Origin of the sequence: Microbacterium sp. cf332 (genome assembly GCF_900102175.1) — a bacterium.
Lineage (GTDB): Bacteria > Actinomycetota > Actinomycetes > Actinomycetales > Microbacteriaceae > Microbacterium.
In genome coordinates this window covers 1,131,011-1,157,052 of the sequence record NZ_FNKN01000001.1, presented here as the reverse complement: position 1 = coordinate 1,157,052, position 26,042 = coordinate 1,131,011, and the positions used below count along the sequence as shown (strand labels likewise).

General features: G+C 69.7%; 27 protein-coding genes and 3 tRNA genes. 24 read left to right on the top strand and 6 right to left on the bottom strand.

Going from position 1 to position 26,042, the window contains the following annotated elements; genetic code table 11:
* The gene (locus BLT21_RS05520) at positions 1–363 is read left to right on the top strand and encodes a hypothetical protein (RefSeq protein ID WP_091500708.1); all 363 of its coding nucleotides are present in this window, start codon (positions 1–3) and stop codon (positions 361–363) included.
* 67 nt (positions 364–430) lie between these two features.
* Positions 431–1,408, top strand: a complete 978-nt coding sequence (locus BLT21_RS05515) for an alpha/beta hydrolase (RefSeq protein ID WP_091500228.1) — start codon at positions 431–433, stop codon at positions 1,406–1,408.
* A gap of 22 nt (positions 1,409–1,430) precedes the next feature.
* Here the strand turns inward: BLT21_RS05515 and BLT21_RS05510 are convergent, their stop codons facing one another.
* On the bottom strand, positions 1,431–1,919 hold the full coding sequence (locus BLT21_RS05510; RefSeq protein ID WP_091500226.1) for a YajQ family cyclic di-GMP-binding protein: 489 nt from the start codon (positions 1,917–1,919) through the stop codon (positions 1,431–1,433).
* Between the two features lie 55 nt (positions 1,920–1,974).
* Between BLT21_RS05510 and BLT21_RS05505 the strand changes: the two genes are divergently transcribed.
* From BLT21_RS05505 to BLT21_RS05485, 5 genes are all read left to right on the top strand, one after another.
* Positions 1,975–2,301 (top strand): hypothetical protein, encoded by a 327-nt coding sequence (locus BLT21_RS05505; RefSeq protein ID WP_091500223.1) that lies wholly within the window; start codon positions 1,975–1,977, stop codon positions 2,299–2,301.
* Positions 2,302–2,427: 126 nt separating this feature from the next.
* Entirely contained in the window at positions 2,428–3,606 is a 1,179-nt protein-coding gene (locus BLT21_RS05500; protein WP_256335923.1) for a DUF2510 domain-containing protein, read from the top strand.
* Complete coding sequence (locus tag BLT21_RS05495) at positions 3,603–4,985, top strand: hypothetical protein (protein ID WP_091500221.1); 1,383 nt, start codon at positions 3,603–3,605, stop codon at positions 4,983–4,985. Before BLT21_RS05500 ends, BLT21_RS05495 begins: the two co-directional genes overlap by 4 nt.
* A 48-nt stretch (positions 4,986–5,033) precedes the next feature.
* Complete coding sequence (locus BLT21_RS05490; protein ID WP_091500218.1) at positions 5,034–5,525, top strand: FBP domain-containing protein; 492 nt, start codon at positions 5,034–5,036, stop codon at positions 5,523–5,525.
* A 117-nt stretch (positions 5,526–5,642) separates the two neighbouring features.
* Positions 5,643–5,724: transfer RNA gene (locus BLT21_RS05485), tRNA-Tyr, on the top strand.
* A 121-nt stretch (positions 5,725–5,845) separates the two neighbouring features.
* Here the strand turns inward: BLT21_RS05485 and BLT21_RS05480 are convergent.
* Complete coding sequence (locus tag BLT21_RS05480) at positions 5,846–6,514, bottom strand: response regulator transcription factor (RefSeq protein WP_091500215.1); 669 nt, start codon at positions 6,512–6,514, stop codon at positions 5,846–5,848.
* A 173-nt stretch (positions 6,515–6,687) separates the two neighbouring features.
* Between BLT21_RS05480 and BLT21_RS05475 the strand changes: the two genes are divergently transcribed.
* The 5 genes from BLT21_RS05475 (at position 6,688) to BLT21_RS05455 (ending at position 10,116) form a co-directional block, all read left to right on the top strand.
* Positions 6,688–7,542 (top strand): hypothetical protein, encoded by an 855-nt coding sequence (locus BLT21_RS05475; protein ID WP_091500212.1) that lies wholly within the window; start codon positions 6,688–6,690, stop codon positions 7,540–7,542.
* A gap of 45 nt (positions 7,543–7,587) precedes the next feature.
* Entirely contained in the window at positions 7,588–8,385 is a 798-nt protein-coding gene (locus tag BLT21_RS05470; RefSeq protein WP_176786816.1) for an inositol monophosphatase family protein, read from the top strand.
* A gap of 302 nt (positions 8,386–8,687) precedes the next feature.
* The gene (locus BLT21_RS05465) at positions 8,688–9,884 is read left to right on the top strand and encodes a M23 family metallopeptidase (protein WP_256335922.1); all 1,197 of its coding nucleotides are present in this window, start codon (positions 8,688–8,690) and stop codon (positions 9,882–9,884) included.
* 63 nt (positions 9,885–9,947) lie between these two features.
* A tRNA-Thr gene (locus BLT21_RS05460) sits at positions 9,948–10,019 on the top strand.
* A 23-nt stretch (positions 10,020–10,042) separates the two neighbouring features.
* Positions 10,043–10,116: transfer RNA gene (locus BLT21_RS05455), tRNA-Met, on the top strand.
* A gap of 71 nt (positions 10,117–10,187) precedes the next feature.
* Here BLT21_RS05455 and BLT21_RS05450 read toward each other — a convergent pair.
* The 3 genes from BLT21_RS05450 to BLT21_RS05440 form a co-directional block, all read right to left on the bottom strand.
* Entirely contained in the window at positions 10,188–10,730 is a 543-nt protein-coding gene (locus BLT21_RS05450) for an SRPBCC family protein (protein WP_091500207.1), read from the bottom strand.
* A 602-nt stretch (positions 10,731–11,332) separates the two neighbouring features.
* The gene (locus tag BLT21_RS05445) at positions 11,333–12,652 is read right to left on the bottom strand and encodes a cytochrome P450 (RefSeq protein WP_091500205.1); all 1,320 of its coding nucleotides are present in this window, start codon (positions 12,650–12,652) and stop codon (positions 11,333–11,335) included.
* A gap of 62 nt (positions 12,653–12,714) precedes the next feature.
* Positions 12,715–13,680, bottom strand: coding sequence for a DUF368 domain-containing protein (locus BLT21_RS05440; RefSeq protein ID WP_091500202.1), 966 nt, complete (start codon positions 13,678–13,680; stop codon positions 12,715–12,717).
* A gap of 143 nt (positions 13,681–13,823) precedes the next feature.
* Here BLT21_RS05440 and BLT21_RS05435 point away from each other — a divergent pair, with 143 nt between their 5' ends.
* The 6 genes from BLT21_RS05435 to BLT21_RS05410 all read left to right on the top strand — a co-directional run bounded on the left by BLT21_RS05435 (position 13,824) and on the right by BLT21_RS05410 (position 18,809).
* Positions 13,824–14,183, top strand: a complete 360-nt coding sequence (locus BLT21_RS05435) for a hypothetical protein (protein WP_091500200.1) — start codon at positions 13,824–13,826, stop codon at positions 14,181–14,183.
* The gene (locus BLT21_RS05430) at positions 14,180–15,970 is read left to right on the top strand and encodes a glycoside hydrolase family 15 protein (protein WP_091500197.1); all 1,791 of its coding nucleotides are present in this window, start codon (positions 14,180–14,182) and stop codon (positions 15,968–15,970) included. Before BLT21_RS05435 ends, BLT21_RS05430 begins: the two co-directional genes overlap by 4 nt.
* A complete protein-coding gene (locus BLT21_RS05425) occupies positions 15,960–16,844 on the top strand; it encodes an SMP-30/gluconolactonase/LRE family protein (protein ID WP_091500194.1) in 885 nt (294 codons plus the stop codon). The genes BLT21_RS05430 and BLT21_RS05425 overlap by 11 nt, the downstream gene beginning before the upstream one ends.
* A gap of 53 nt (positions 16,845–16,897) precedes the next feature.
* Entirely contained in the window at positions 16,898–17,794 is an 897-nt protein-coding gene (locus tag BLT21_RS05420) for an SDR family oxidoreductase (protein WP_091500192.1), read from the top strand.
* A 92-nt stretch (positions 17,795–17,886) separates the two neighbouring features.
* Positions 17,887–18,390 (top strand): MarR family winged helix-turn-helix transcriptional regulator, encoded by a 504-nt coding sequence (locus tag BLT21_RS05415; protein WP_256335921.1) that lies wholly within the window; start codon positions 17,887–17,889, stop codon positions 18,388–18,390.
* The gene (locus BLT21_RS05410; protein WP_091500190.1) at positions 18,387–18,809 is read left to right on the top strand and encodes an organic hydroperoxide resistance protein; all 423 of its coding nucleotides are present in this window, start codon (positions 18,387–18,389) and stop codon (positions 18,807–18,809) included. The genes BLT21_RS05415 and BLT21_RS05410 overlap by 4 nt, the downstream gene beginning before the upstream one ends.
* A 24-nt stretch (positions 18,810–18,833) precedes the next feature.
* Here BLT21_RS05410 and BLT21_RS05405 read toward each other — a convergent pair whose 3' ends face one another.
* Positions 18,834–19,529 (bottom strand): GTP pyrophosphokinase, encoded by a 696-nt coding sequence (locus tag BLT21_RS05405; RefSeq protein WP_091500187.1) that lies wholly within the window; start codon positions 19,527–19,529, stop codon positions 18,834–18,836.
* Positions 19,530–19,669: 140 nt separating this feature from the next.
* Between BLT21_RS05405 and BLT21_RS05400 the strand changes: the two genes are divergently transcribed.
* Genes BLT21_RS05400 through BLT21_RS05375 form a run of 6 tightly spaced genes read left to right on the top strand, consistent with a single transcriptional unit; the run spans position 19,670 to position 26,041 of the window.
* A complete protein-coding gene (locus BLT21_RS05400) occupies positions 19,670–21,397 on the top strand; it encodes an ABC transporter ATP-binding protein (protein WP_091500184.1) in 1,728 nt (575 codons plus the stop codon).
* Positions 21,394–23,430, top strand: coding sequence for an ABC transporter ATP-binding protein (locus BLT21_RS05395; RefSeq protein ID WP_091500181.1), 2,037 nt, complete (start codon positions 21,394–21,396; stop codon positions 23,428–23,430). The genes BLT21_RS05400 and BLT21_RS05395 overlap by 4 nt, the downstream gene beginning before the upstream one ends.
* Positions 23,431–23,436: 6 nt before the next feature.
* Positions 23,437–24,342 (top strand): DUF2510 domain-containing protein, encoded by a 906-nt coding sequence (locus BLT21_RS05390; protein ID WP_091500178.1) that lies wholly within the window; start codon positions 23,437–23,439, stop codon positions 24,340–24,342.
* On the top strand, positions 24,342–25,178 hold the full coding sequence (locus tag BLT21_RS05385; RefSeq protein WP_091500175.1) for a sulfite exporter TauE/SafE family protein: 837 nt from the start codon (positions 24,342–24,344) through the stop codon (positions 25,176–25,178). Before BLT21_RS05390 ends, BLT21_RS05385 begins: the two co-directional genes overlap by 1 nt.
* Before the next feature lie 9 nt (positions 25,179–25,187).
* The gene (locus BLT21_RS05380) at positions 25,188–25,637 is read left to right on the top strand and encodes an FAS1-like dehydratase domain-containing protein (protein ID WP_091500172.1); all 450 of its coding nucleotides are present in this window, start codon (positions 25,188–25,190) and stop codon (positions 25,635–25,637) included.
* Positions 25,634–26,041 (top strand): MaoC/PaaZ C-terminal domain-containing protein, encoded by a 408-nt coding sequence (locus BLT21_RS05375; protein ID WP_091500170.1) that lies wholly within the window; start codon positions 25,634–25,636, stop codon positions 26,039–26,041. The genes BLT21_RS05380 and BLT21_RS05375 overlap by 4 nt, the downstream gene beginning before the upstream one ends.
* Position 26,042: the final 1 nt, after the last annotated feature.

Here is a 26,042-nt window from a genome sequence, read left to right as displayed (position 1 = left end):
ATGACCTTCCGCAGCAAGGAGACGCTCGACGCGTGGATCGAGGAGTTCCAGCAATTCGGCTACCCGCTCGTGGTCAAGGTCATCCCCCAGGACGGCAGCCTCGGGCGTGACACCGGCCTCGTCGGCATCACGATGATGAACGCCCAGACGGTGACCTACATCGAGCCCGACGTGCCCGGCGGCAACACGTGGCGCATCACGTTCGAGTCTCGCGACACCGACCTGCGTCTCGGCGCGGGCGGGGCTCTGGCACTCTCGACCGAGCTCGCGATGGTCTCGGCGCTCTGCGCGTTCCTCGAGACCAAGTCGCATGCCTTCGTCGGCGAGGACCCCGCCGACGCCGACGAGCTTCGTCCGGACTGACGCCGCGCCCGCAGCGGCACAGGATCCTCGGAGGTCGCGTGCGCGTGTCGCATCCTAGGGTGGGGGCATGCGGGCGGACGAGGTGACGTGGGGTCCGGACGTGCTGGGTCCCGGCTTCGAGCAGACGACGCTGCCGCTCGGCCAGGACGACGAGGGCGAGGTCGTCGCGACTCTGGTGCGGTCCGTGCCCCATCCGGGGTTGCGCCTGTTCGGAGCGTGGCGGGATGTCGACGTGCTCTACGTCCACGGATGGTCGGACTACTTCTTCCAGAAGGACCTCGCGCGGCTGTTCACCGATCGCGGCGCACGTTTCCATGCCCTGGATCTGCGCAAGTACGGGCGCAGCATCCGACCGGGACAGGCCCGCGGCTACGTCACCTCCCTCGATGTGTACGACGACGACATCGCGGCGGCGCTCGACGCGATGGGTACCGAGGGTCAGGGGCGACGGCTCGTCCTGATCGGACACAGCACCGGCGGTCTGACCGTGACGCTCTGGGCGGCGCGGCATCCGGGTCGTGCGGCCGCAGTGGTGCTGAACAGTCCGTGGCTCGAACTGCAGCTCGGGCCGCTCGGTCGCCAGGCGGTGGCGCCACTGGTCGAGGTGCGCGCCCGGTTCGATCCGCGCGGCAATCATCCGGTCGTCGACCTCGGCTTCTACTCTCGGGCCCAGAGAGAGGTCGGAAGCCTTCCCGACTCTCCGGACGGGTGGCGGCCGGAACGAGGATTCCCGACGCACCCGGCCTGGCTCGCGGCGGTGATCGCCGGTCACGCCCGGGTTGCGGCGGGAGTCGACGTCGGGGCGCCGACGCTGGTGCTGCTCTCGGCGCGGTCGACTTCGCCGCTGCGGTGGAACGACACCATGACCTCGACCGACTCGGTGCTCGTCGTCGACGACATCGCCCGGGCGGCCACCCGCATCGCGGCGACCGTCACGATCGCTCGGATCGACGGCGCCCTGCACGACGTCTTCCTCTCGGCAGAGGCCGCCCGGGCCGAGGCCGCCGACCGGCTGGAGTCGTTCGTGGGCGGCCTCGACCGCTGAGCGGCCTCTGATCGGAAGAGTGTCAGCGGTAGTTGACGAACTGGAGGTCGACGTCGAGGTCGGCCGCCTTCAGCATCCGCTGGATCTCCTGCAGGTCGTCGCGCGACTTCGACTGGACACGCAGCTCGTCCCCCTGGATCTGCGATTTGACCGACTTAGGGCCCTCGTCGCGGATCATCTTGCTGATCTTCTTGGCATCCTCCGACGAGATGCCCTCCTTCAGAGTCGACACGATGCGGTACTCACGGCCGGAGGCGGTGGGCTCGCCCGAGTCGAGGCTCTTGAGCGAGATGCCCCGCTTGATGAGCTTCGTCTGGAAGACGTCGAGCACGGCTTTGGCACGTTCTTCGGAGTTCGCCTTGATGAGGATCGACTCGCCGGACCACTCGATCGAGGCGTCCGTGCCCTTGAAGTCGTAGCGCTGCTCGACCTCTTTGCGCGCCTGGTTGAGTGCGTTGTCGGCCTCCTGGCGATCGATCTTGCTGACGATGTCGAACGAGGAATCTGCCATGCCGAATACTCTAGCGGCGCCTGTCGACGGATGCCGGGGGAGCTAGGCTCCCCGCATGACAGCCGACGTCTCCCGCCCGCGCCCGCGCCGCCGTGGTCGCGCATGGGGTGTCATCGCCACGATCGTCGCGAGCATCGGCATCCTCCCCATCGTTCTGGTGTTCTTCCTGGCGGCCACGGTCGATCCGCTGTGGGGATGGATGCTGTTCGTCGCACTGCCGTTCTCGATCGGCGCGGGCGCCGTCGGCGGCGTGCTCGGGATCATCGGGCTGGTCGTCGCACGCAGCGACGGCGGGGGATATGCGTGGCCCGCCGCGGGTCTCGTGCTGGGTGCCGTGCAGGTCGTCGTCGCGAACGGATGGCTCGACGGCTGGCTCGTCTGAGCCGCGGCGGGTGCACCGTCCGGCAATAGCAGATCACACGCCGGAACACAGGTCTGCGAGCCATATCGCGCGAGCCAATAGCATCGTCACGCACCGGCGGTGCTCGCCGCCGGGCGAGGAGGGCTTGTGAACGACGTGCCGGAATCTGTTCCGACGGCGCCTGCCGGCTGGCATCCGGACCCCTCGGGTCAGCATCAGCTGCGGTACTGGGACGGCCAGCAGTGGACCGACCACGTCTCGCCCTACCCCGAGGCGGGCCACGAGGCGAACGGCGAGGGTGGGACCGCTCCGGCCACCGCTCGCCCGCAGGCGTCGCAGCCGTCGGCCATGCCACACGCAGCCCCCGTCCCTTGCGAGCCGGGCCAGAAGGTCATGACGCGTGGGACCTGGATCGTGCTGGCCGCGACCGTCCTCGTCGTCGGCGGGGCCGCGGGTTTCGTCGGCTGGAACGTGATCTCGGCCAACGCCGCGGTCACCTCGGAGGCCCCCGACGTCGTCGAGGACTTTCTCGCGGCGGCCACCGCCGACGATCCGAGCTGGACCGAATACGCGTCGCCCGGCTACATCGCCGTCTCGGGGCCGGCCACGCCCCTGTACGGCGACGCGCGCGCGGCCGCGTCGCTCGACCTCGCCATCACCTACGAGACGCGCGACATCCTCTACGGCGTGCAGGGGACCGCGGGCGAGGAATCGCCCGGCGGGGCGGATGCCGCGAAGGCCCTCGTCGACATGACCTACACCTTCACCGTCGACGGGACGCCGCAGACGACGACGGCGACGCGTGAACTCTGGCTGACTCGTCCCTACTACTACGGAGACGATGTGCCGTCGGCGGTACGGCCGGGCGAGACGCCGACGGCGATCGGACCGTGGCGCGTCACCGGTGCGGCGCCGACGGCGACGTACGAAGAGGATGCCGTCGCGACCACGTCGTTCGAGCCTCCGCGCCTCGACCAGGCCTGCTATGACTCCGAGGCGGTGCTCTCGCAGCTGTCCGACATCGCGCGGACCCGGGGCGTCCTGGCGGCCGTCTGCCTCAGCGGTGGCGACTCGACGAGCTTCGGAGACGACATCGACATCGACGCGCTCGCCGCCGACTTCCCCGTCGTCCCCCGGCAGTCGATGGCCACCGACCTCATGGGGTGGCAGAACGACCCCAATGCGCCCGCACCGCTCGAGCAGTATCGCCTGACCTCGGGTGACACGGAGTACGTCTTCGTGCTGGCAGCCACCGGCGTCGGGGGCGAGCTGTCGAATGACTCCGAACGGCGCATCATCCTCATCGAGAAGGCGGAGACCCGATGACCGGCACGACAGAGGCGCCGGACGCGAAGCCGGCCGGCGCGAAGCCCCGCAACCGCGCGGCGCGCACGATGCAGATCGTCGTCGCCTCGATCGGTGTCGGCGCGCTCCTGCTGACCGTGGCGTCGGGCGTGGTCCTGTGGCCGCGGACGCCCGAGACCGGCCCGACCGCCGACGTGCCGGTGGGATGGGCGCCGTGGGCGGACAACGAGCTCGCCACCCCCGCCAGCGCGACGTTCGCCGAGATGAACGCCGCGATGCGCGAGAAGGACCGCGACAGGTTCCTGGCCTACGCCACCGGCGACGCGGCCGCGCAGCTCGCCTTGTGGTGGGACAACTCGGAGGCGATCGGGTGGGATGTCGCCGCGATCGCGCCGACCGATTTCGATGTCGACGAAGCCGGGACGATGGAGGTGGTCCTCGGGGCGCAGTACGGGTTCGCGGCGAGGCCGGAGCGCGGGGACGGCGACAGGGACGCGGGCCTCGATCTGATCCAGGGCTTCGCGTATACCGTGACGTTCGAGCCCGGCAGTGAACCGACCCGTTCGTTCGACCGTTACGAGCAGACCGAGCCGCCCGAGCCCGCCATGATCACCTCGATCGTGCCGGCGCGCGAGCCGAATCCTTGGGATGAAGGCGAGATCCACGTCGCCAAGCGCGATCACGTCGTCCTCTTCGGCATGGCAGACGAGGCGGAGCTCGTCGAGCAGAACGCCGATGCGGCGGAGCGGTCGGCGGTGACCGCGCTCGACACGATCCGGGCCCTCGGCGGTGAGCCGACGCAGGATGGCTTCCTCTCCGCGATCACCGACGACGGCGTGCGCTTCGAGCGATGGCAGTACGGCAAGGGGACGCCCTGGGACATGGATGTCGCCGGCTATGCGCGACCCACGCTGCGACCGCAGATGGCGCAGCGGTGGATCGACCCGACGATCGCGACCGGGTCCGACACGTCGGGGACACTCGTGGTCATGGGGCCCGACAGCACATCGGGCCGGGAGACCGTGTTCGTCCACGAGTTCGCGCACGCGCTGCACAACACGGCCGCGCCGGGTTCGTTCGGCACACCGCCGATCGCCGTCAAAGAAGGATTCGCCCGGTTCGTGGAGTGGAAGTCCGGCAGCTCGGAGCCCGGCTATCTCCGCCCCGAGGTGAAGCAGGCGATCGCCGCGCAGGGAATGGGTGCCTTCTCGGACGAGGCGTTGCGAAGCGCGGGCGCGAACCTCGCGTATGACGCGGCAGGATCGTTCTACGCCTATACCGATGCGCGCGACGGCAACGTGTGGACCGTGGCGGTCGACTCCGTCTCGGCCTTGGGATTCTTCAACGACAGCGTCGATTTCTCCGAGGCGGATTGGCAGGCCTGGGTCGCCGAGCAGTGATCACGACCGCCGGCCCGTGGCCGTCGTCCCCTTCGTAGACTGGAATTCATGCAGGCTCTGACTGAGGACCAGGTGCGCACGGTGTTCGTCAACGCCGCTGCCGACGAGGTGCGACAGCTCGCCCTCCCGCACGACTTCCCGATCGTCGAGTGGGATCATCTCGACTTCCTCGCGTGGCCCGACCCCCGCACGCGCGGGCGCGCGTACGTCGTGGCCGAGCTCGATGGTGAGCCGCGAGGCATCGTGCTGCGTCGCGCCGACGGGCGCAGCGGCGCGCGTGCGGCGATGTGCAACATCTGCCACACGATGCAGCCGGGCGACCAGGTCGCGCTCTTCACCGCGCGCAAAGCGGGGGATGCCGGCGACCGGGGCGACGCCGTCGGCACCTACCTCTGTTCCGACCTGGGCTGTCACGAGAACGTCCGTATCGCCGCGCCGCTCGCTCCGAGCGAGATGAGGGCGAGCGTCGATCGACGCATCGACGGGACGCGCCACCGGGCCGAGGCCTTCGTCGAGCGCGTCGTCAGCGCCGAGGCCTGAGGCCCTCCGCCCGGCCCGGCGTTCAGCCCGCAGGCATGGTTCGGAGCACGGGTTCACGGGGGGTAATATGGGTTCTCGCGCCTCTGGTCGACTGCACAAGCCGGGCAGGTGCGCACTGGCGAGTTACCCAAGCGGCCAAAGGGATCTGACTGTAAATCAGACTGCATCGCATTCGGGGGTTCGAATCCCTCACTCGCCACAGCGACTCGAGAGCCCCCGCATAGCGGGGGCTCTCGTCGTCTCCCGTGATCGCCGCGCGGGTCCGGCGGTCAGCTGAATCGGACGCCGCAATTCAGCCGAACGGATGAGCGCGTCGTGCGTCAGACGCGGTTGCGAGCGCCCCACAGTGCGAGCTGGGTACGGTCGGCGAGCTCGAGCTTGCGCAGCGCGGAATGCAGGTGAGACCGCACCGTGTGAACCGAGACCTGCAGAGACTCCGCGATGCCCTCGTTACTGGTCACCCCGCCGGCGAGCGCCGAGATGACGCGACGCTCGGCTGCGGTGAGGCGCGCTTGCGCCTCGGGGTCCTCGACCTCGCCGCCCCGTCGCACGAACTCGCGCAACAGCGGCGCGGTCACCCGCGACGACACGATCGCCTCACCGCGTGAGGCCGCGTAGACGGCGCCGAGCAGCTGATCGGAGTCGTGGCTCTTGAGGAGGTAGCCGATGGCGCCGGCGTCCAGGGCGTCGCGGACGTAGTCCTCGACGGCGAAGCTGGTCATGACGATGACCGAGACCGCGGTGCTCCCGTCGTCGGGGCGAGCGAGGAGACGGGTCGCGGCGATGCCCGACAGCTCGGGCATCTGGATGTCCATCAGCACGACGTCGGCCCGTTCCGCGCGCGCGATGCGGACCGCATCCACTCCGTTGGCGACTTCGCCGACGACGTGGATGCCGGGGGCGCCCTCCAGCTGGAGCCGCAGACCGCGCCGCACGACGCGGTTGTCGTCGGCGATCAGAACGCGGATGCGTTCGGTCGGACGGTTCATGCCGTTTCTCCTTGCCAGGAACCGGTCGTTGCGTCGGCTCTGCGAACAGTGTGCCGCGCCCGGCGCGATCGCGCTCGACCCCGCGGCTCGTCCACAGCGCCCCTTCTCCCCGGGCGCGCCGTCTCCTTGCGTGCCAGGATGAGGGGGCATCCACCGCGGAAGGAACTCTGTCGATGAGTCAGCCCATCACGTCTCCGGAATCGAACAAGCTGCTGCGCGCCGCCATCTGGGTGGCGATCGGAGCGCTCATCGCCGCCGCGATCGTGTGCGTCGTGTGGGTGCTGATCGGTTCGGGCACCGGGATCGTCGCCCGTGCGTTCATGACGGTGCTCCTGCTCGCCGGGTTCGCCGGCATCGCCATCCTCGAGTCGCACCTGGCCGGGCGCCGCCCCGCCTGGTTCTCGCTGACCAGCATAGTGACGTGGGTCATCGCCCTCCTCGTCGGTGCCGTGATGATCTGGCTGCCCACCCCGTACGAGTCGTTCGGATGGGGCTACGAGCGATTCATGAAGTTCCTGCTGATCGTGCTGATCCTCCAGCTCGCGCTGCTGCACCTCCGTCTGTTCACCAAGGCCTACCTGCGCAACCCGACGACCTTCCTCTCGATCGTGACCTACGTGACGATCGCCTTCGTCGGCATCGTCGCCGTGATGCTCATCGTTCCGCTGGTCGGCGGCGAGTGGTTCTCGTTCCTCCCCATCTACTGGCGCGTCGTCGTCGCCCTCGCGATTCTCGCGGCTGTCGGCACCGCGCTCGTGCCGCTCGTCAACGCGCTGCTCATGCCCCGGCCGCTCAAGCAGGCCGCGCCGGCCTGGCCGACCTACGCGGACGGTCGCACCCCGCTGCCCGCGCTCGCCGACGGATCGCCCGACTGGCAGGCGTACTACACCGGTCGACCGACCTACCCGCAGGCGTACGCGTACTCGTCGCAGCAGCCGGCTCCGCAGACCACCGGCCCGGTCCAGCCCGGCTACCAGGATTACCCGCCGCCCCCGCCGCTGCCCGACGGTCCGGTCGCCCCGCGCTGAACGTCCCCACGCTGCGGATGTCCGACGACCCCGTAGCGTGGGGGCATGGTGGATGCCCGAGAGCTCACAGACCTGGCCGTCGAGATCGCCCGGGAGGCCGGTGATCTGGCACGTCGGCGTCGTAGCGAGGGCGTCGCGATCGCCGCGACGAAGTCGGCGCTGGCCGACATCGTGACCGAAGCCGATCGCGAGGTGGAACTGCTCATCCGCGACCGCATCGCCGCCGCTCGACCTGACGACGGCTTCCTCGGTGAGGAATCGGGGGCCGAGCGCGGCGCCAGCGGACTGACCTGGGTCGTCGATCCGATCGATGGCACGGTGAACTACGCCTACGGCATCCCGCACTACGCCGTCAGCATCGCCGTCGTCGAGGGTGAGCCCGACCCGCAGGCGTGGGAAGCGGTGGTCGGGGCGGTCTTCTCGCCCGCCGTCGACGAGATGTTCCGGGCGACGGCCGGGAGCGGGGCATGGCTGGGTGACACCCGCCTCGCCGTTTCGGAGACGACGGATGCCGGGGCGCTGCTGGCCACAGGGTTCGGCTACGACCCCGCCACTCACGCGGGCGATCTGGCCCGTCTCGGGCGGATCATGCCCATCGCGCGCGACATCCGCCGTGCCGGCGCCGCGTCGCTCGACCTCGCGTACGTCGCGGCCGGTCGTCTCGACGGTTACGTGGAGCGAGGTTTGCAGCCGTGGGACCACGCCGCCGGTGCCCTGCTCGTCACCGAAGCCGGGGGAGTCGTCACGGGACTGCCCGGTGAACGGCCTGGACGGACGATGACCATCGCCGCCTCGCCGGCGCTCCACAGCCGCCTCGCGGAACGGGTTGTCCACGAAAGCTGACGCGTGGATCGCATTCTCAGCCGGGAGTCGTTAGTGTTTACCCGTTCGTTATCTTCGGAACCCGAGCCGAGGTTCGAACGACACCCGGAATGTATCCGCCGCGTACGCGCGCGCTGTTTTCGAGAGCCTGCGATTTGACTTCTGAGACCATCCCCACTGAGGCCGCGTCCTCGCGACCCTCGGCCGGGGGCTCTTCTTCCGCTTCGGCGACGGGTCTCACACGGGCGCAGTGGCGGCGTCTCGCCGCCGAAGCCGAGCTGGCGGCCAAGGTCGCCGCCGTTCCGGCAACGGACGTGGCGACGGTGGATGACGCCGATGGTTCCGAGGGCGAGGAGCCGCAGCCCGCATCGGTCGGTCCCGAGCCCACCGCCGCCGCGGATGGCATCGCCGCGGCCGACGCGTCCGCTCCGGACGACGAGCTGGTCCTGACCGTCGTGGACGGCGATGCCTTCGCCGGTCCCGACCTCGTCACACCGTCGCGTCGACGCCGGCCGCAGCCCGAGGCTGAGCCCATGCCGCCGCACGGCGAGTCGTTCGGTCCTGCCGCCGCGAGCGCAGCCGCGGGTGCGGGAGAGGTCCCCGTCAGTGAGCCCATCGCCGATAACGGCCGGAAGCACTCGGACGATCCGCACGTCGACGAGTTCGAGTTCGCCGCTCGCCTGTTCTCGTTCACCGCGCAGACGCCCGTCCAGCTGCCCGCCGAGGCGATCGTCGAGCACCAGCGCACGCGCGAGGTCGGCGTTCCGCGCACGAACCGTCTGCGACGCGTCGGCAAGCGGTTTGCCGCCGCATCGGTCTCGATGAGCGCCGTCGCGGCTGTGGGGCTGCTGGCTGTCGGCCTGACCAGCCCCGCCGCCGCCGTCTTCGCTTCGGGCGACACCGGACGTGACATCACCGCCGATGCTCCGCGGGCCGCGTCGAGCATCGAACCCGAAGAGATCCAGGCCTACGTCTCGTCGTCGGCATCCGGCGTCACCTTCGATCGCAGTGACAGCTTCGACGTCACGTCCGTCGCCGAGATCGCGGCGGACTCGGGTGTGACGAACTTCGCCGGAACCTGGGTCAACGATCCGAATGCGGCCATTCAGTGGCCCTTCCCGGTCGGTGTGCCGATCTCGGCCCAGTTCGGGTCCGTCTCGTACCTCTCGCAGTTCTCGCGCCCGCACCGCGGTGTCGACCTCACGCCGGGCGCGGGGGCCGAGATCCACGCGGTCGCCGGGGGCACGGTCCGCATCGCGACCGAGGCCGGCGGCGACTACGGTGTGACGGTCGTCATCGATCACAACATCGACGGCGAGCTCGTCTCCACCCGCTACGGCCACATGCAGTACGGCTCGCTGCAGGTGGAGGTCGGCGACACCGTGGAGCCCGGTCAGATCGTCGGCAAGGTGGGCAGCACGGGCAAGTCCACGGGCGCGCATCTGCACCTCGAGGTGCTGCTGGGCGGTACCACCCAGACCGACCCGATCGCCTGGCTCGAGGAGCACACGAAGAGCTGACCCGGTTCGATGTGAGGCCGCCGAGATGGTATCCTCTTCTAGTTGCCCGCTCGCGGACAGCACGCCCCGATAGCTCAGTGGCAGAGCACTTCCATGGTAAGGAAGGGGTCGTCAGTTCAATCCTGACTCGGGGCTCGCAGCATCTTCGGATGCGTTGCGGCAGGGTAGCTCAGTTGGTGAGAGCGCACGACTCATAATCGTGAGGTCGCGGGTTCAAGCCCCGCTCCTGCTACAGATATCTCAGAAGAGCCCCGGTCTCCACCGGGGCTCTTCTGGTTCGTGCTCGACGCGAGCGCGCGACGCTCAGATGCCGCTCTCGTGGACGTCCTCGCGTGCCTGCTTCGACGCAACGCCGTCCTCGGGATCGATGAGGGAAGCGCGGTACGCGGGCTCGCCGGAAGCGCGCTCGGCGGCCCGTCCCTCGGCGAGAAAGGCGAGCCGGTCGAGGCACTCGTGGTTGCGCACACGCAGCGCCGGTGCCCAGAGCCATCGGGGGAGGAGTGCCGCGAGACCGGACACGGGTTCCTCGATCATCGAGACAGCGGTGTCGGCGCCGTACGGGCGCACATCGATGCGGATGACCCCGCGACCGAGCAGACTGGCGCTCGGTCGGAGTCGCACGCGGTGCGGTGCGGTCCACTCGACGATCTCGGTCTCGTCGTGGAGCATGACGGGCCAGACGCCGAGGGAGTGGTGGATCCGAGTGCCCACACGGGGGAAGCCCGGGTCGACGCCACGCATGCGGGTCGCCCCGACGACCCACACCGGGTACAGCCAGCCGTCGGAGAGGACCGCGAAGACGTCGTCGGGAGTGCAACGCATGCGGCGGGAGTTGCGGGCAGCCATCGAAGACCTCTTTCGTCGTCGCAGGCTTCCAGAAGACATCCTGCGCGCAACGAAAACCAGTGCTTGCGCTCACGAGCCGTCTTCGGCATGAAAGGGCGCCCGGGGCCCCTCCAGAGCCCCGGGCGCAGGTCGGACGCGAAACGAGGACCTTCTCGCGGCCGTGGGATCGAGCAGGCCCGCCCTGCTCCCCAGCAGCGCCGGATCGCGCCCGACGCCTCGATCATGCCGCGGTTGGCAGGAAAGCGCTTCGCGCGATGCGCCCGGTCGATGTGAGGTAAAAAAGCCGGTCACGGGCCTGAAAGGGCCGGTTCTCCACCGCGTGCGGGGGTGGCGTCGCCCGGCAATCCGTTCGCAGACTTCATCCGATCGGATGAGATCGCACCCGCCGACGGGGCGTGGCCATCCTGAAATGCCAACGCGCCCCGTCATCCGAGGATGAGGGGCGCGTTGTGATCCGGGGGAGATCGTCGACTGTGGGATCGACGCTACGGGGCCGTCGCGCACGCGTCGAGTCGGCTCTTCGGGGGACACGGTGCGCGTCGCCGGGCGTCTGACCCGCGCGACGCTCGCGACCCACACTCCGCGCGTCGCCCGCCTCGCTCTCAGCGGCGGTGGAAGGGACAGCGTGCGCCCTCGCCGGTGCCGCGCACCCGACCGCCGGAGGCCGGCTTGGTCGGCAGCCGCCGCCGGTCTACGTCGAGCCCGTCGCCGAGGATCGTGACATCGGGGTGGCTGAGCGCGGTGACCGCGGTCGCCAGGCCCGCGATCGCGAGCTTCTCACCGGGGCACCGATGGCCGGTCGCGACGCCCGCCCCACCATGCGGCACGAAGGCCGGGAGCGCCTCGTAGTCGTCCACGCCGACGAAGCGCTCCGGAGCGAACGAGTCGGCCCGCTCCCAGGATCGCTCGTCGAGGTTCGTGCCCAGGATGTCGAGAGCGATGCGGCCTCCCTCGGCGACGCGTTGACCGTCGAGCTCGATGTCGGCCACGACCCGGCCGGGCAGCATCGGCACGAACGGAGCGGTGCGGCGGATCTCCTGCGCGAACGCGACGGCGAGGGGGCCGCCGTCGAGCGTCCCGCGCTCGGCCGCCTCGGCGGCGATGCGCTCGCGCCATTCCGGTCGGTCGTGCAGTTCCTTCGCCGCGAACGCCACGAAGCGGGCCACAGCGACCATGGGCCGCATGCTGTTCTGCAGCTCGATGCCGGCGAGGCGCGACGACAGCAGCACTCCCTCGCGATCGCGGTGCCACGCCCAGGAGTGCAGGGCCGTCTGGGCCTCCGGATGCAGGTCGCCATCGCGCACCGCCTCGATGAGGTGCTGCGCGTGGCGGTCCGACCAGCGACGATTCAGCCAGGCGAGCGCGTACTCGGGGGAGTAGGGCACGCCGAACCCGTCGACGATCTGCGCGAGACGGTCGGCCCATCGGGTCTGAGCGGCGGCCGTCCCGGGCAGGCCGGCCCATCGCATGACGGCGCGTCCGAAAGCGCCGACGGCGGCGTCGTACGCCGACCGCCCGCCGCCATCGCGCCACCCGTCGAGCTCGATCTGCCACTGGTCCGCGAGCAGCGGGCGCAGTCGCTCGACCTGAGCATCTTCGTAAGCGACGTCGACGAACGTTGCCTTCCGATGCCGATGCTCGTCGCCGTCGAGGCTGTGCACCGAGCCGTGACCGAAGAGCGTCTCCTGGATGATGCCCGGCATGGCGCCGTGCCGGCGCACCCGCGTCTCGTCATAGAAGACATCGACGCCTTCCGCGCCCCGCACGAAGATCGTCGGATCCCCCAGCAGCCCCATGGGCGCCGATCGGGCGCCGGCGTGCACCCGCTTCCAGATGCGGTCGCCGAAGCCGTATCCGCGCAGGAGGAGCTGCGGCGAGTCATCGCTCAGTGTGCGGACAGCGGCGCGGATCGACGAAGCCATGTGTCCACGCTCACACGTCGGCTGGTCTGAGCCGAGGGGGAGGCGGAAGGGAACGGCCTGTGCTAGTCCTCGCGCGGAGTGTCCCGGCCGTCGGGCGCTGTGGGGCTGCCGCCCGCGGCGCCGGCCGCCAGGCGCCGGCCCGCCCGACGGAGAATCGCCGACTCGATCAGCAGCACGCCGCCGACCGCGCCCGCACCGAGGGCGACCAGCATGAGGACGGGGACGAGATCGGGCCCGGGCGCTTCGACGTTCCCGCCGTCCTGCCACGGCCACAACGCGCGGAGGGAACCGATCATCAGCCCCGTCATGGTGGCGAGCATGATGCGGCGCCGATGCGTGAGCAGCCACTGCAGGACCGAGACGAAGAGTCCGAGACCGAGCATGGCGCCCAGGATGAAGACACCGAGGTAGACGAGATCGCGCTCGTTCACTGCGGCCAGCGTCGGTGCGTACATGCCGACGGCGAGCAGGATGAACGACCCCGAGACGCCCGGCACGACGAGGGCGCACACCGCGAACGCCGCGGCCAGGGCCACGACCGGGAGCGGCGGCTCGAGCGGATCGACCTGGGGAAGGCTCGTGAGCGCGAACCCGACGACGACGCCGAGTGCGGCGACGCCGTACTCGCGCGCGCGCCATCGGCCGCCGACCATCCGGATCGGGACGACGAGCGACGCGAGGATGAGCCCCGCGAAGAGAGCGCGCGAGGCGACGGGCTCGGCCTCGATGAGCGGGGCGAGCACGGCCGAAGCGACGAGCACCGCCGTGATCATCCCGACGCCGACGGGCAGCACGACGGACCAGCGCACCGCGCCGTACTCGCGCCGTGCACGGGCGAGGCCCCGACCCCGTGCCACATCGGCGACCGTGTAGGCCGTGCCGCGGGCGAGGTGCCCGGCCGAGTCGATGAGGGTCTCGTAGACGCCGACGATGAGGGCGACGGTCCCGCCGCTGACCCCCGGGATGATCTCGACCGTGCCGATCAGAGCGCCGCGACCGGCATCGACGAGCATGCGGGCAACGGGCATGGCAGACCTCCGAGATGACGACGACGGAGCGTCCCAGGCTACCCGGCGTCCCCTGAGCGACCTGTGATGGAGGCGCGTTACCGCGCCCCCGAGCCGGTTGCAAGTGGCTCGACGGATTCGGTCGCCGAGCGCATCGTGGAGTCATGTCCAACGCATTCAACGACGACCTCGCCCGCCCCGCCGCTGCCGAGGACGCCGGCATCCAGCCGCTGCGCGACGGTGATGCGACCAGCGAGGCCGACCCCTCGCTCGACCCCGCGCAGCGCGAGTGGGACCGCACCGACGCGATCGACGAGGCGCTCGACGCCGGAGTCGATCCCGCTGAGCTCGACACCGCGACCGCAACCAGCGACGACCCGGCTCACATCCCCTCGGACGACGACGAGATCCCCGCCGAGGACCTGCCGACGGAGTACGCGCAGCCCGAGACCCAGGGCGACGATCCCGTCATGGCCGAGCTCGGCGAAGACGGCGAAGGCGACATCACCGACGAGGGTCTGTGACCGCCGGGATCGAGTCGTACGCTCCGATCGGCGACGGCCGTACCGTCGCGCTCATCGGCCTCGACGGCAGCATCGACTGGCTGCCGCTGCCCGACCTGACCTCGACCCCTGTCTTCGCACGGTTGCTCGACCCCGAGACCGGAGGATGCCTCGAACTCGCCCCCACCGACGAGTTCGAGACCACCCGCCGCTACATCCCGGACACCAACGTCCTCGAGACGACGTTCACGACTGCCGGCGGCTCGGTGACGGTCACCGACGCGATGGTGTCGGGAGTCGCGGGGCGGATGCCGTGGGCCGAGCTCGCTCGTCGGATCGACGGCGTCGAGGGCAACGTGTCCATGGCCTGGCGCATCCACCCGGGGACATCGCTGCGGACCGCCGCTCCCTGGATCGAGCGGACGCAGCACGGCGACGTCATCCGCAGCGGCAAGACGGCGATGGTCGTGGTGGGCTTCGAGCATGGTCCCGACGCACCCGACCCCGACGGGACGAGCGGCCCACGCCTGACGGGCTCGTTCAGCACCTCCGCCGGCTCACGTCACCTCATCGCGATCGCCGCCACCCACGACGAGCCCCTGCACCTCCCCGATCCCTACAACGTCGACATCGGCATCGATCGCACCATCGAGAACTGGAAGCACTGGTCGGAGGTCTTCTCGTACGACGGCCCCTGGCAGGAGCGCATCCAGCGCAGCGCGCTCGCGTTGAAGCTGCTCATCTTCAGCCCCACCGGAGCGATCGCCGCTGCTGCGACGACCTCGCTGCCTGAAAACCCGGCGGGCGGCAAGAACTGGGACTACCGCTACGCCTGGGTGCGCGACCTCGCATACACCGCTCACGCGCTCGTTCGCTTCGGCCTGCGCGAAGAGACGCATGCCGCGCTGTCGTGGATGCTGCGCACGATCCGCGAGCACGGGCCGGAGCTGCACGTCATGTACACCCTGGGCGGCGAGCTCGTGCCCGATGCGCACGAGTACCACGTTCCCGGGTGGCAGGAGATCGGCCCGGTGGTCACCGGCAACCCTGCGCGCGAACAGCTGCAGCTCGGCGTCTACGGCGACCTCATGGCGATCTGCCGCACGTACGTCGACGCCGGCAACGTCCTCGACATCGGCACGGCCCGCATGCTCGCCGGCGTCGCCGACCGCACGTGCGATCTCTGGCGCAACCCCGACTCGGGCATGTGGGAGCTCCCGGAGGAGCGGCACTACACCTCGTCGAAGATGGGCTGCTGGAAGGCCCTCGACGACGCCGTCGCGCTCGCCGAGAGCGGAGCGATCCCCGGCAGCGCCGAGCGGTGGAAGGCGGAGCGCGAGCGCATCCGACTCTGGGTCGATGAGAACTGCTGGTCCGAAGCACAGTCGGCCTACGTCTTCTATGCCGGCAGCGAGGATCTGGACGCCTCCGTGCTGCTGCACGCGCCGACCGGGTTCGACCGCGGCGAACGGATGTCGACGACGATCGACGCCATCACGACGGGACTCGGCGCGGGACCGCTGGTCTACCGCTACAGCGGCGTCTCGGCGGAGGAGAAGACCTTCGTCGCCTGCGCCTTCTGGCGGGCCGAGGCGCTCGCCTGCGTCGGCCGTCACGACGAAGCGCTCGAGCTGGTCGACCAGCTCGTCGCCCTCGCGAACGACGTCGGGATCTACGCCGAGATGATCGACGCCGACGATGGCACCGCATGGGGAAACACCCCGCAGGCCCTCAGTCACCTCGCGTTCCTTGCGACCGTCCTGACCATCCGCGACGTCGTTCCCGAGGAGGCCCTCCGTGGCAAGTGAGGTCGAGGTGTTCCGAGACACCCGTGCCGTGCTCGTCGAGAGCATCTGGTGGGACGAGCGCACGGACGAGGTCGTGTGGGTCGACATCACCGCCGGCCTGCTGCACCGGGGGCCCCTCGAGGGAGCCGTCGACGGCAGCGACGATCGCGTCGTCGAGCTGCCGCCGCCTCTCTCGTCGGTGCAGCCCGCCGTCGGCGGAGGTTATGTCGCTGCGCTCAAGGACCGGGTCGTGCTGCTCGACGCGGACGGCCGCATCGAACGCGACCTCGCCCCGCTGCGGCACCGCCACCAGGGGATGCGCCTGAACGAGGGGAAGGTCGATCCGTTCGGCCGCTTCATCGTCGGCGCGATGGAGCTGACCACCGACGACGCCGACGCCTCGGTGTGGTCGGTCGACCACGGCGGCGCGGTCCGGGTGCTCGGAGGGGGATACGGCGTGGCCAACGGCATGGAATGGTCGGACGACGGCCGCACCATGTACATCACCGACACCGCGACCTCGACGGTCTATCGCGGCGCATACGGCCCGACCGGCGAGCTCGGCGAGCTCGAGCCGTTCCTCGTGGGGCGATCGAGCGACGGTCTCGTCCGCGCCGCCGATGGGTCGTTCTTCAACGGCCTCTACGGCGAGGGGGCGGTCGTCCGGTGGGATGCCGCCGGAAGCATCGTCGACGAGATCGTGATGCCCGCGCCCAACATCACCTCGGTCGCATTCGTCGGCACCCGGCTCGACGTGCTGCTGGTCGGATCTGCGCGCGAGAACCTCACGGAGGAGCAGCTGCAGCAGCATCCGCTGTCGGGCGGCATCTTGCGGCTCTCTCCCGAGGCCACCGGCCGCGGCGTCCACACGTTCGGCAGCGCGTCGGTCTCATGACCGGCGCCGCGGCACCACACCACCCACAAGGAATACCGATACAAGGAGACACCATGTCCCGCGACCAGTACACCTTCGTCAACCCCGCCGAGCTCTACTCGGACATCGAGCCCGAGAAGCAGCAGATGGATGAGCCGGGTCTCGACGCCGATCTCACGCCGAAGGCGGACCTCGGCGAGGAGAGCTACCGCGGCAGCGGTCGACTGACCGGCCGCAAGGCCCTCATCACCGGCGGCGACTCCGGCATCGGCGCGGCGACGGCGATCGCGTTCGCACGCGAGGGCGCCGACGTCGCGATCTCGTATCTGCCCGAGGAGGAGCAGGATGCGCAGCGCATCGCCGGCATCCTGAAGGATGCGGGCGTGACGGTGGCGACTCTGCCGGGCGACCTGCGCGACCCGGAGTACTGCCGTTCGCTCGTGACCGACGCCGTGTCGGCGCTGGGCGGCATCGACATCCTCGTCAACAACGGCGGCAAGCAGATCTTCCAGTACGAGTTGGCCGACATCACCGACGAGCAGTTCGACGACACCTTCAAGACGAACGTCTACGCGATGTTCTGGATCACGAAGGCCGCGCTCGCGCACCTCCCTGCCGGTGCGACGATCATCAACACGACCTCGATCCAGGCCTACTCGCCGTCGGAGACGCTGGTCGACTACGCCTCGACCAAGGCGACCATCAACGCCTTCACCAAGGCGCTCGCTCAGCAGCTGGCGCCGAAGGGCATCCGCGTGAACGCGGTGGCCCCGGGCCCCATCTGGACGCCGCTGCAGCCCAGCGACGGCCAGCCGCAGGAGAAGATCGACAGCTTCGGCGAGGAGACCCCGCTCGGCCGTATGGGCCAGCCCGCCGAGCTGGCGCCCGCCTACGTGTACCTCGCGTCCGCGGAATCGAGCTACGTCGCGGGCGAGACGCTCAACGTCAACGGCGGCATGCCCACACCGTGACGACCGCGTGACAGGAGCGCCGGTGGCTTCGGCTGCCGGCGCTCGTCTCGCGGATATTGATTGTGCACAACCGAGTTGTGTACGATCAGGATATGGAACCGACGCAGCACATGGTGTGCTTCTCGCTGTACGCGGCCTCGCGCGCGACGACGAAGGCCTACGCCGCGCTGCTCGAGCCGCACGGACTGACGTACCCGCAATACCTCGTGCTCGTGCTGCTCTGGAGCCGCGACGAGCGGAGCGTCCGCGACCTCGGCGAGGCGCTCGACCTCGACTCGGGCACCCTGTCGCCGCTGCTCCGCCGGATGACCCGTGACGGCCTGGTCGAGCGCAGCCGCGACGGCGTCGACGAGCGCGTCGTCACCGTGTCGCTCACGGAGCGCGGTCGAACGCTCCGCGCCGATCTGGCCCACGTCCCGACGTGCATAGCGGAGGGGATGGGCGTGACCCTCGACGGGGCGCGCCAGCTCATCGCCGCTCTCACCGAACTCGCGGACGGCATGCGCGGCACCGCCGCCGACATCCGGTCGGCGCCCGCGTCGCCGGGCGCCCGCGAGACCCAGACCACCCCCGAAAAGAAGGAGGAGCACGCATGAGCGCTCTCTACACCGCCGAAGCACTCTCGACCGGAGCCGGCCGCAACGGCCATGTCCGCACCACGGACGGGCGCGTCGATCTCGAGATGGCCATCCCGAAGGAGATGGGCGGCTCGGGCAACGGCTCGAACCCCGAGCAGCTCTTCGCCGCCGGCTATGCGGCATGCTTCCACTCCGCGCTGCAGATGGTGGCCCGCTCGAAGAAGATCGACGTGACCGATTCCGCCGTCGGCGGGCAGGTTCAGATCCACCCGACCGACGCCGGCGGATTCTCGCTGTCGGTCGTGCTCGAGGTCGTCCTCCCGGGCGTCGAGCGCGACATCGCCCAGGAGCTCGCGGACGCCGCGCACCAGGTGTGCCCGTACTCGAACGCCACGCGCGGCAACATCCCGGTCGAGATCACCGTCTCGGAGGACTGACCACGACCTCCCCGCGTCGCACGCTCAGATGCGCACGACGCGGGGACGGTGCCGCACCTCGCGGTGGAGGCGCTCCATCTTCGCGTCGAGCTCGGACGCCGTGTCGGCCGCGTCCTTGAGTTCCGCGAGCAGCTCGGCGGGCACGTTCGCCGCGAACTTGTAGTAGATCTTGTGCTCCAGGCTCGCCCAGAAGTCCATCGCGATCGTGCGGAACTGCACCTCGACCGGAACCGTGATCCGACCCGTCGAGAGGAAGACCGGGACCTCCACGATCGCGTGCAGGCTCTTGTAGCCGTTGGGCTTGGGCTCGGCGATGTAGTCCTTGACGATCCGTACCTCGATGTCGTCCTGGGCGGTCAGCAGGTCGAACAGGCGGTAGGCGTCCTGGGTGAAGCTGCAGGTGACACGGACGCCGGCGATGTCGGTGATGTGCTCCCGGATGGCCGGGAACTCGGGCTCGACGCCCTTCCGGACGACCTTCTCGACGATGCTGTCGGGCGACTTCAGCCGGCTCGACAGGTGCTCGATGGGGTTGTAGTCGTGCAGCTGCTGGAACTCGTCGCGCAGGATCTGCAGCTTCGTCTCGATCTCCTGCATCCCGAATCGGTATTCGAGGAGGAACTGCTGGAACTCGTCGCGCAGGCTCCGCAGCTCCTGCGGCGAGAAGTTCTGCAGACCGTCGGTGATCGAGAGCGGGGGCACAGAACTGCCGGTGGTCATGCATCAGACGGTACCCAGGTCGCATCGGCGCGGGCTGTGAAGACGAGTGGTCGTTCGCGCGCGGCGCAACGGCCCGCCCGGCGGCTGTCGGAGCCCGGCGCTAGCATGAACCGTCAGATCCGCTTCGCCCAAGGAGACGCATGCTCGGCAAGCTCCTGGTCCGCTACCTGCGCACCTACCGATGGCTGCTCCTGGGCGTCCTGGTCTTCCAGTTCGGCTCGGCGATGGCCTCGCTCTACCTGCCCCGCCTGAACGCGGACATCATCGACAACGGCGTCGCCCGCGGCGACACGGCCTACATCTGGTCGCGCGGGGCGATCATGCTGCTCATCGCGCTCGGACAGATCATCGCATCGGTGATCGCGACGCTGTGCGCCGCCCGCGCCGCGATGGCCGCCGGCCGAGACATCCGCCGCGACGTCTTCGAGAAGGTGAGCGGGTTCTCCGAGCGCGAGGTCTCGCGCTTCGGCCCGGGCACGCTCATCACGCGCAACACCAACGACGTCCAGCAGGTGCAGATGCTCGCGATGATGGGCGCGACCATGCTCGTCACGGCGCCGATGCTGGCGATCGGCGGCATCATCATGGCACTGCAGCAGGATGTCGGGCTGAGCTGGCTCATCGGCGTCGCCGTGCCGCTGCTGCTCGTCGTCGCGGGCCTGATCATCAGCCGGATGGTCCCGCTCTTCCGTCAGTTCCAGACCCGCCTCGACAACGTCAACCGCATCATGCGCGAGCAGCTCACCGGCGTCCGCGTCGTGCGCGCGTTCGTCCGTGAGCGCATCGAGGAGGAGCGCTTCCGCGGCGCCAACACCGACATCATGGTCGTCGGCCGCAAGGTCGGGTCCCTCTTCGTGCTCATGTTCCCGCTGGCCATGCTCGTGCTGAACGTGACGGTCGTCGGCGTGATCTGGTTCGGCGGTATCCAGGTCGATCAGGGCAACGTGCAGATCGGAACCCTCTTCGCCTTCATGCAGTACGTCGGTCAGATCCTGATGGGCGTGCTCATGGCGACCTTCATGACGATCATGATCCCGCGCGCCGCCGTCTCGGCCGACCGCATCGGCGAGGTGCTCTCGTCGCACGACGCGCTGGAACGGCCCGCGTCACCGGTGACGGAGTTCCCCGAGCCGGGGGCGATCACGTTCGACGACGTATCGTTCACCTACCCGGGAGCCGACGCGCCCGTGCTCGAGGGGATCTCCTTCCGGGCGGCGCCCGGCGAGACCGTCGCGGTCGTCGGTTCGACCGGCTCCGGGAAGACGACCCTCGTCTCGCTCATCCCGCGGCTCTTCGACGTCACGGGCGGCTCGGTGCGCGTCGCCGGCGTCGACGTGCGCGAGGCCGACCTCGACCTGCTCTGGGGCGGCATCGGCTATGTGCCGCAGCGCTCGTTCTTGTTCACCGGCACCGTCGCCTCGAACCTGCGGTTCGGTCGGGAGGAGGCGACCGACGAGGAGCTCTGGCGCGCGCTCGAGATCGCACAGGGGCGCGATTTCGTCGAAGAGATGGAGGGTGGGCTCGAGGCCCGCATCGCCCAGGGCGGGACGAACGTCTCCGGCGGGCAGCGGCAGCGATTGGCGATCGCGCGGGCGATCGTGCGGCGGCCCGACATCCTCGTCTTCGACGACTCGTTCTCCGCGCTCGACCTCACGACCGACGCACGCCTGCGCGACGCCCTGTGGCGCGAGCTGCCCGACGTCACCAAGATCGTCGTCGCGCAGCGGATCTCGACGGTGACCGGAGCCGACCGCATCCTCGTCCTCGACGACGGACGCGTGGCCGGACTCGGCAGTCACGACGAGCTGCTCGCCGGCAACGAGACCTATCGCGAGATCGTCGAGTCGCAGCTGGGAGTCGACGCATGAGCGCCGCGGAGAACCTCACCGAAGACGAACGGCGCGAGCTCGAACTCGCCGAGCAGGCCCGGCAGAACTCCGGCGACTGGGACAGCGTCGCGCCCGGCAAGGCGGCGAAGTTCGGACCGAGCTTCCTGCGCATGATCGGGCTGCTGCGTCCCTACGCCGCGGTGTTCGCGCTGATGACGGTGCTCGGTGCCATCGGCGTGCTCCTCGCGGTGCTCGCCCCGCGCGTTCTCGGTGATGCGACCAACCTGATCTTCGAGGGCGTCGTCTCGGCGAATCTGGGTTCGCAGTTCCCCGCGGGGACGAGCCAGGCGGACGTCGTCGCCGCCCTCAACGCGGCGGGGCAGACCGACATCGCGAACATCGTCGGGGCGATGCAGAACTTCCAGGTCGGGGCGGGCGTCGACTTCGACAGGCTGAAGTGGGTGCTCGTCACCGTGCTCGCCATCTACGTCGGCTCCGCGGTGCTGACGTGGCTGCAGGGCTTCGTCATCAACATCATCATGGTGCGAACCATGTGGCGTCTGCGCGAATCCGTCGAGGCGAAGATCAACCGACTCCCGCTGTCGTACTTCGATCGCGTCCAGCGCGGTGAGCTCATCTCGCGCGTCACCAACGACATCGACAACATCACCCAGACGATGCAGCAGTCGCTCTCGACCGCGCTGACCAGCGTGCTCACGGTCGTGGGCGTGCTGTTCATGATGTTCTCGATCTCGTGGCAGCTCGCCCTCGTCGCCCTCGTCTCGCTGCCGCTCATGGCAGTCATCTTCGGAGTCATCGGTCCGCGCTCGCAGAAGGCGTTCGGTGTGCAGTGGCGCAAGGTCGGGCGGCTGAACGCCCGGGTCGAGGAGTCGTTCTCCGGCCACGCGCTCGTCCGGGTCTACGGACGCGAGCGCGATGCCCGTGAGAAGTTCGAGGCCGAGAACGACGAGCTGTTCGAAGCGGCCTTCAAGGCGCAGTTCCTGTCGGGGCTGATCATGCCCGGGATGATGTTCATCGGGAACCTGACCTACGTCGGCATCGCCGTCCTCGGCGGCCTGATGGTCGCGTCCGGGCAGCTGCGCCTGGGAGACGTGCAGGCGTTCATCCAGTACTCGCAGCAGTTCACGCAGCCGCTCTCCGAGCTGGGCGGCATGGCCGCGGTCGTGCAGTCCGGCACCGCCTCCGCCGAGCGCGTCTTCGAACTGCTCGACGAGGACGAGCAGGAACCCGACGCCGACCGGGTCGAGCCGGTCTCCGGCGGACGCGGTGTCATCGAGTTCGAGCACGTCCGCTTCGCGTACACGCCCGACAAGCCGCTCATCGGCGACCTCACATTCCGTGTCGAGCCCGGGCAGACGGTGGCCATCGTCGGCCCGACCGGGGCGGGCAAGACGACGCTCGTCAACCTCCTCATGCGCTTCTACGAGCTCGACGGCGGACGCATCCTGCTCGACGGGCAAGACATCTCCGAGCTCTCGCGGGACGACGTACGGTCGCGCACCGGAATGGTGCTGCAGGATCCCTGGCTGTTCGCGGGGACGATCCGCGACAACATCCGTTACGGGCGAGCGAGCGCGACCGACGACGAGATCGTCGAAGCCGCCGTCGCCACGCGCGTCGACCGCTTCGTGCACTCTCTGCCCGAGGGCTACGACACGGTCCTCGACGAGGACGCCGCGAACGTCTCGGCGGGCGAGAAGCAGCTGATCACCATCGCCCGCGCCTTCGTCGCGCAGCCGGCGGTGCTGATCCTCGACGAGGCGACGAGCTCGGTCGACACCCGCACCGAGCTCCTGTTGCAGCAGGCCATGTCGGCCCTGCGCGAGGGGCGGACCTCGTTCGTCATCGCGCACCGGCTGTCGACGATCCGTGACGCGGACCTCATCCTGGTCATGGAGCACGGCGACATCGTCGAGAAGGGCACGCACGACGAGCTCATCGCGGCCCAGGGGGCGTACTGGCGGCTCTACCGCTCGCAGTTCGAGCAGGCCGCTTCGGATCAGCCGGTCGGTAGTCTGAGCGAGGCGGATCTGCGCCCGACGCGAGAGTAGGCAGAGTTGAGCGGTTCGACGCCCCCGGGCTGGTACGACGACGGTCACGGCGCGTTGCGGTGGTGGGACGGCACCCGATGGACGGAGCACACGCACGCGCTCGCCCCAGCGGATGCTCCCGCCGAGGCCGAGGCCGAGGCCGAGGCTCCCGCGACCGCCGAGCCTTCGGCGACCGCCGAGCCCCCCGCGACCACCGAGGCGTCCGTGGTCGAGAGTCATCAGCTCCTCGCGGCATCCGACACCGCGTCGCCGACCGACACGCTGCCGCCGATCCCCGCCGCGCCCGACGGCTTCGCGCCGGTGCACCCGGGAGCGCCTCCGACGACGACTCCCGCACCGGCCGCGCAGCCCGGGCAGACGCCCCCCGATGGCCCGGCGACCGAGAACGCGACCGCGGGTGGACGCTCGCGCCTGTGGATCCTCTTCGTCGTGCTCGGCGTCGCCGTGGTGGGGCTCATCATCCTCGCGGCCGTCTTCATCCCGCGCTTCATCGTCGGGATCCTCGACCCCTCCGCCGGACGGCCCGACGCAGGATCGGCGCAGAGCACCGACCTGCGGGCGGCGGAAGACGTCGTCGACGCTTACGACGACGCCTGGGACGACATGGACTGCGCTGCCTATCAGGCGATCGTCACGCCCGACTTCCTCGCCAGCGGAGGCTTCGCCGACTGCGTCGAATTCACGCAGGCGGCCGCGGAGTTCAACGTCTCGGTCGACGACTACGAGGTGAGCTTCGTCTCGACGACCCGCGACGGAGACGTCATCTACGTCGAGACGGTCGAATCGTTCACCCAGACGGCCGACGCCGAGGGCGTCCCGCTCGAGAACCCCGTGCCGGGCAGCTTCTCGGCGCTGTACACCCTGGTCCCCGGGGGAGCGGGCTGGCTCATCGACGATTACGTGGAGCAGTGATGGCCGAACAGCGAGCGCCTCGCACCGCGCGGTTCTACCTGGCGTGCGCCGGGGTCGGCCTCGGCGCGGGCCTTCTCTCCGGACTCTTCGGCGTCGGCGGCGGCACCGTGATCGTGCCGCTCCTCGTGCTGCTGCTCGGCTTCGACCAGCGCCTCGCCGCCGGGACATCCCTCGCCGCGATCGTTCCCACGGCATCCGTCGGCGTCGTCTCCTACGCCCTGACGGGATCCGTCGCCTGGATCCCCGCCATCATCCTGGCGGCCGGCGCTGTCATCGGGGCGCAGATCGGCAGCTGGCTGCTCGCGAAGATCTCGCAGAACGCCCTGCGCTGGGGCTTCATCGCCTTCCTCGTGGCGGTGATCGTCATGCTCTTCATCGTGGTGCCCTCGCGTGACGCCGTCCTCGAGCTCACCTGGCCCGTCGGAATCGGGCTCGCCGGGCTCGGGCTCTTCACGGGCGTCATGGCAGGTCTCCTCGGCGTCGGCGGAGGAGTCATCGTCGTGCCCGCGCTCATGTTCCTCTTCGGCACGAGCGACCTGGTCGCCAAGGGCACGTCGCTGCTCATGATGATTCCGACCGCCATCTCGGGCACCATCGGCAACACCCGGCGCCGCAATGTCGACCTGCTCGCCGCGCTCGTCGTCGGGCTGGCCGCCTGCACGACGACCGCCGTGGGCGCCTGGATCGCGACGCTGCTCAACCCGCTCACCTCGAACATCCTCTTCGCTGCGTTCCTGACGTTCATCGCGTCGCAGATGGCGGTGCGCGCCGTGCGGGCGCACCGGGCGAAGCGAGCAGAGAAGCGCGCCGCACTCGTGACGGAGGGCCACCGGTAGAATCGGACGGTGTCCGTGAACCCCGATCTGGTCGAGCGCGTCTTCGCGCCGACCTCCCCGTACCTCGTGGGTCGTGAGAAGGTGCGCGAGTTCGCCCGTGCCGTCTTCGCGACCGATCCGCAGCACACCGACGTCGATGCGGCGCGCGCTCTCGGCTACGCCGATGTCGTCGCCCCGCCAACCTTCGCGATGGTGATCCAGGACCTGACGCTGCAGCAACTGCTCGGCGAGCCCGACTCGGGCATCGCCCTCGAGCGCACGGTGCACGCGGAACAGCGCTTCCGGTACACACGCCCGATCGTCGCGGGCGACGAGCTCGTGGCGCAGCTCAGCGTCACCGGCATCCGTGCCTTCGGCAAGGGCGCGATGGTGACCAGCGAGGCCGAGATCCGCGACGTCGAGGGTGAGCACGTCGTCACCGCCGTGTCGGTGCTGCTTGTCGGAGGGGAAGACGCATGAGCGCACTCGAAGTCGGAACCATCGTCGCCGAGCGCACCGTCGAGCTCTCGCGCGAGTCTCTCGTGCGCTACGCCGGTGCCTCGGGTGACTTCAACCCCATCCACTACCGCGACGACGTCGCGACGCGCGTGGGCCTGCCGGGCGTCCTGGCGCACGGCATGCTCACGATGGGGCTCGCCGTCGAGACGATCGTCGACTGGCTCGGCGACAGCGGTCGCATCGTCGAGTACGGCGTCCGCTTCACCCGCCCCGTCGTGGTCGACGCCGAGTCGGGCGCGACGCTGACCGTGGTCGCCAAGGTGGGCGCCGTCGACGACGATGCCGCGCGCATCGATCTCACGGTGAGCCACGGCGACACGGTCGTGCTCGGCAAGGCCCAGGTGCGCGTGCGCACCGCCGCGTGAT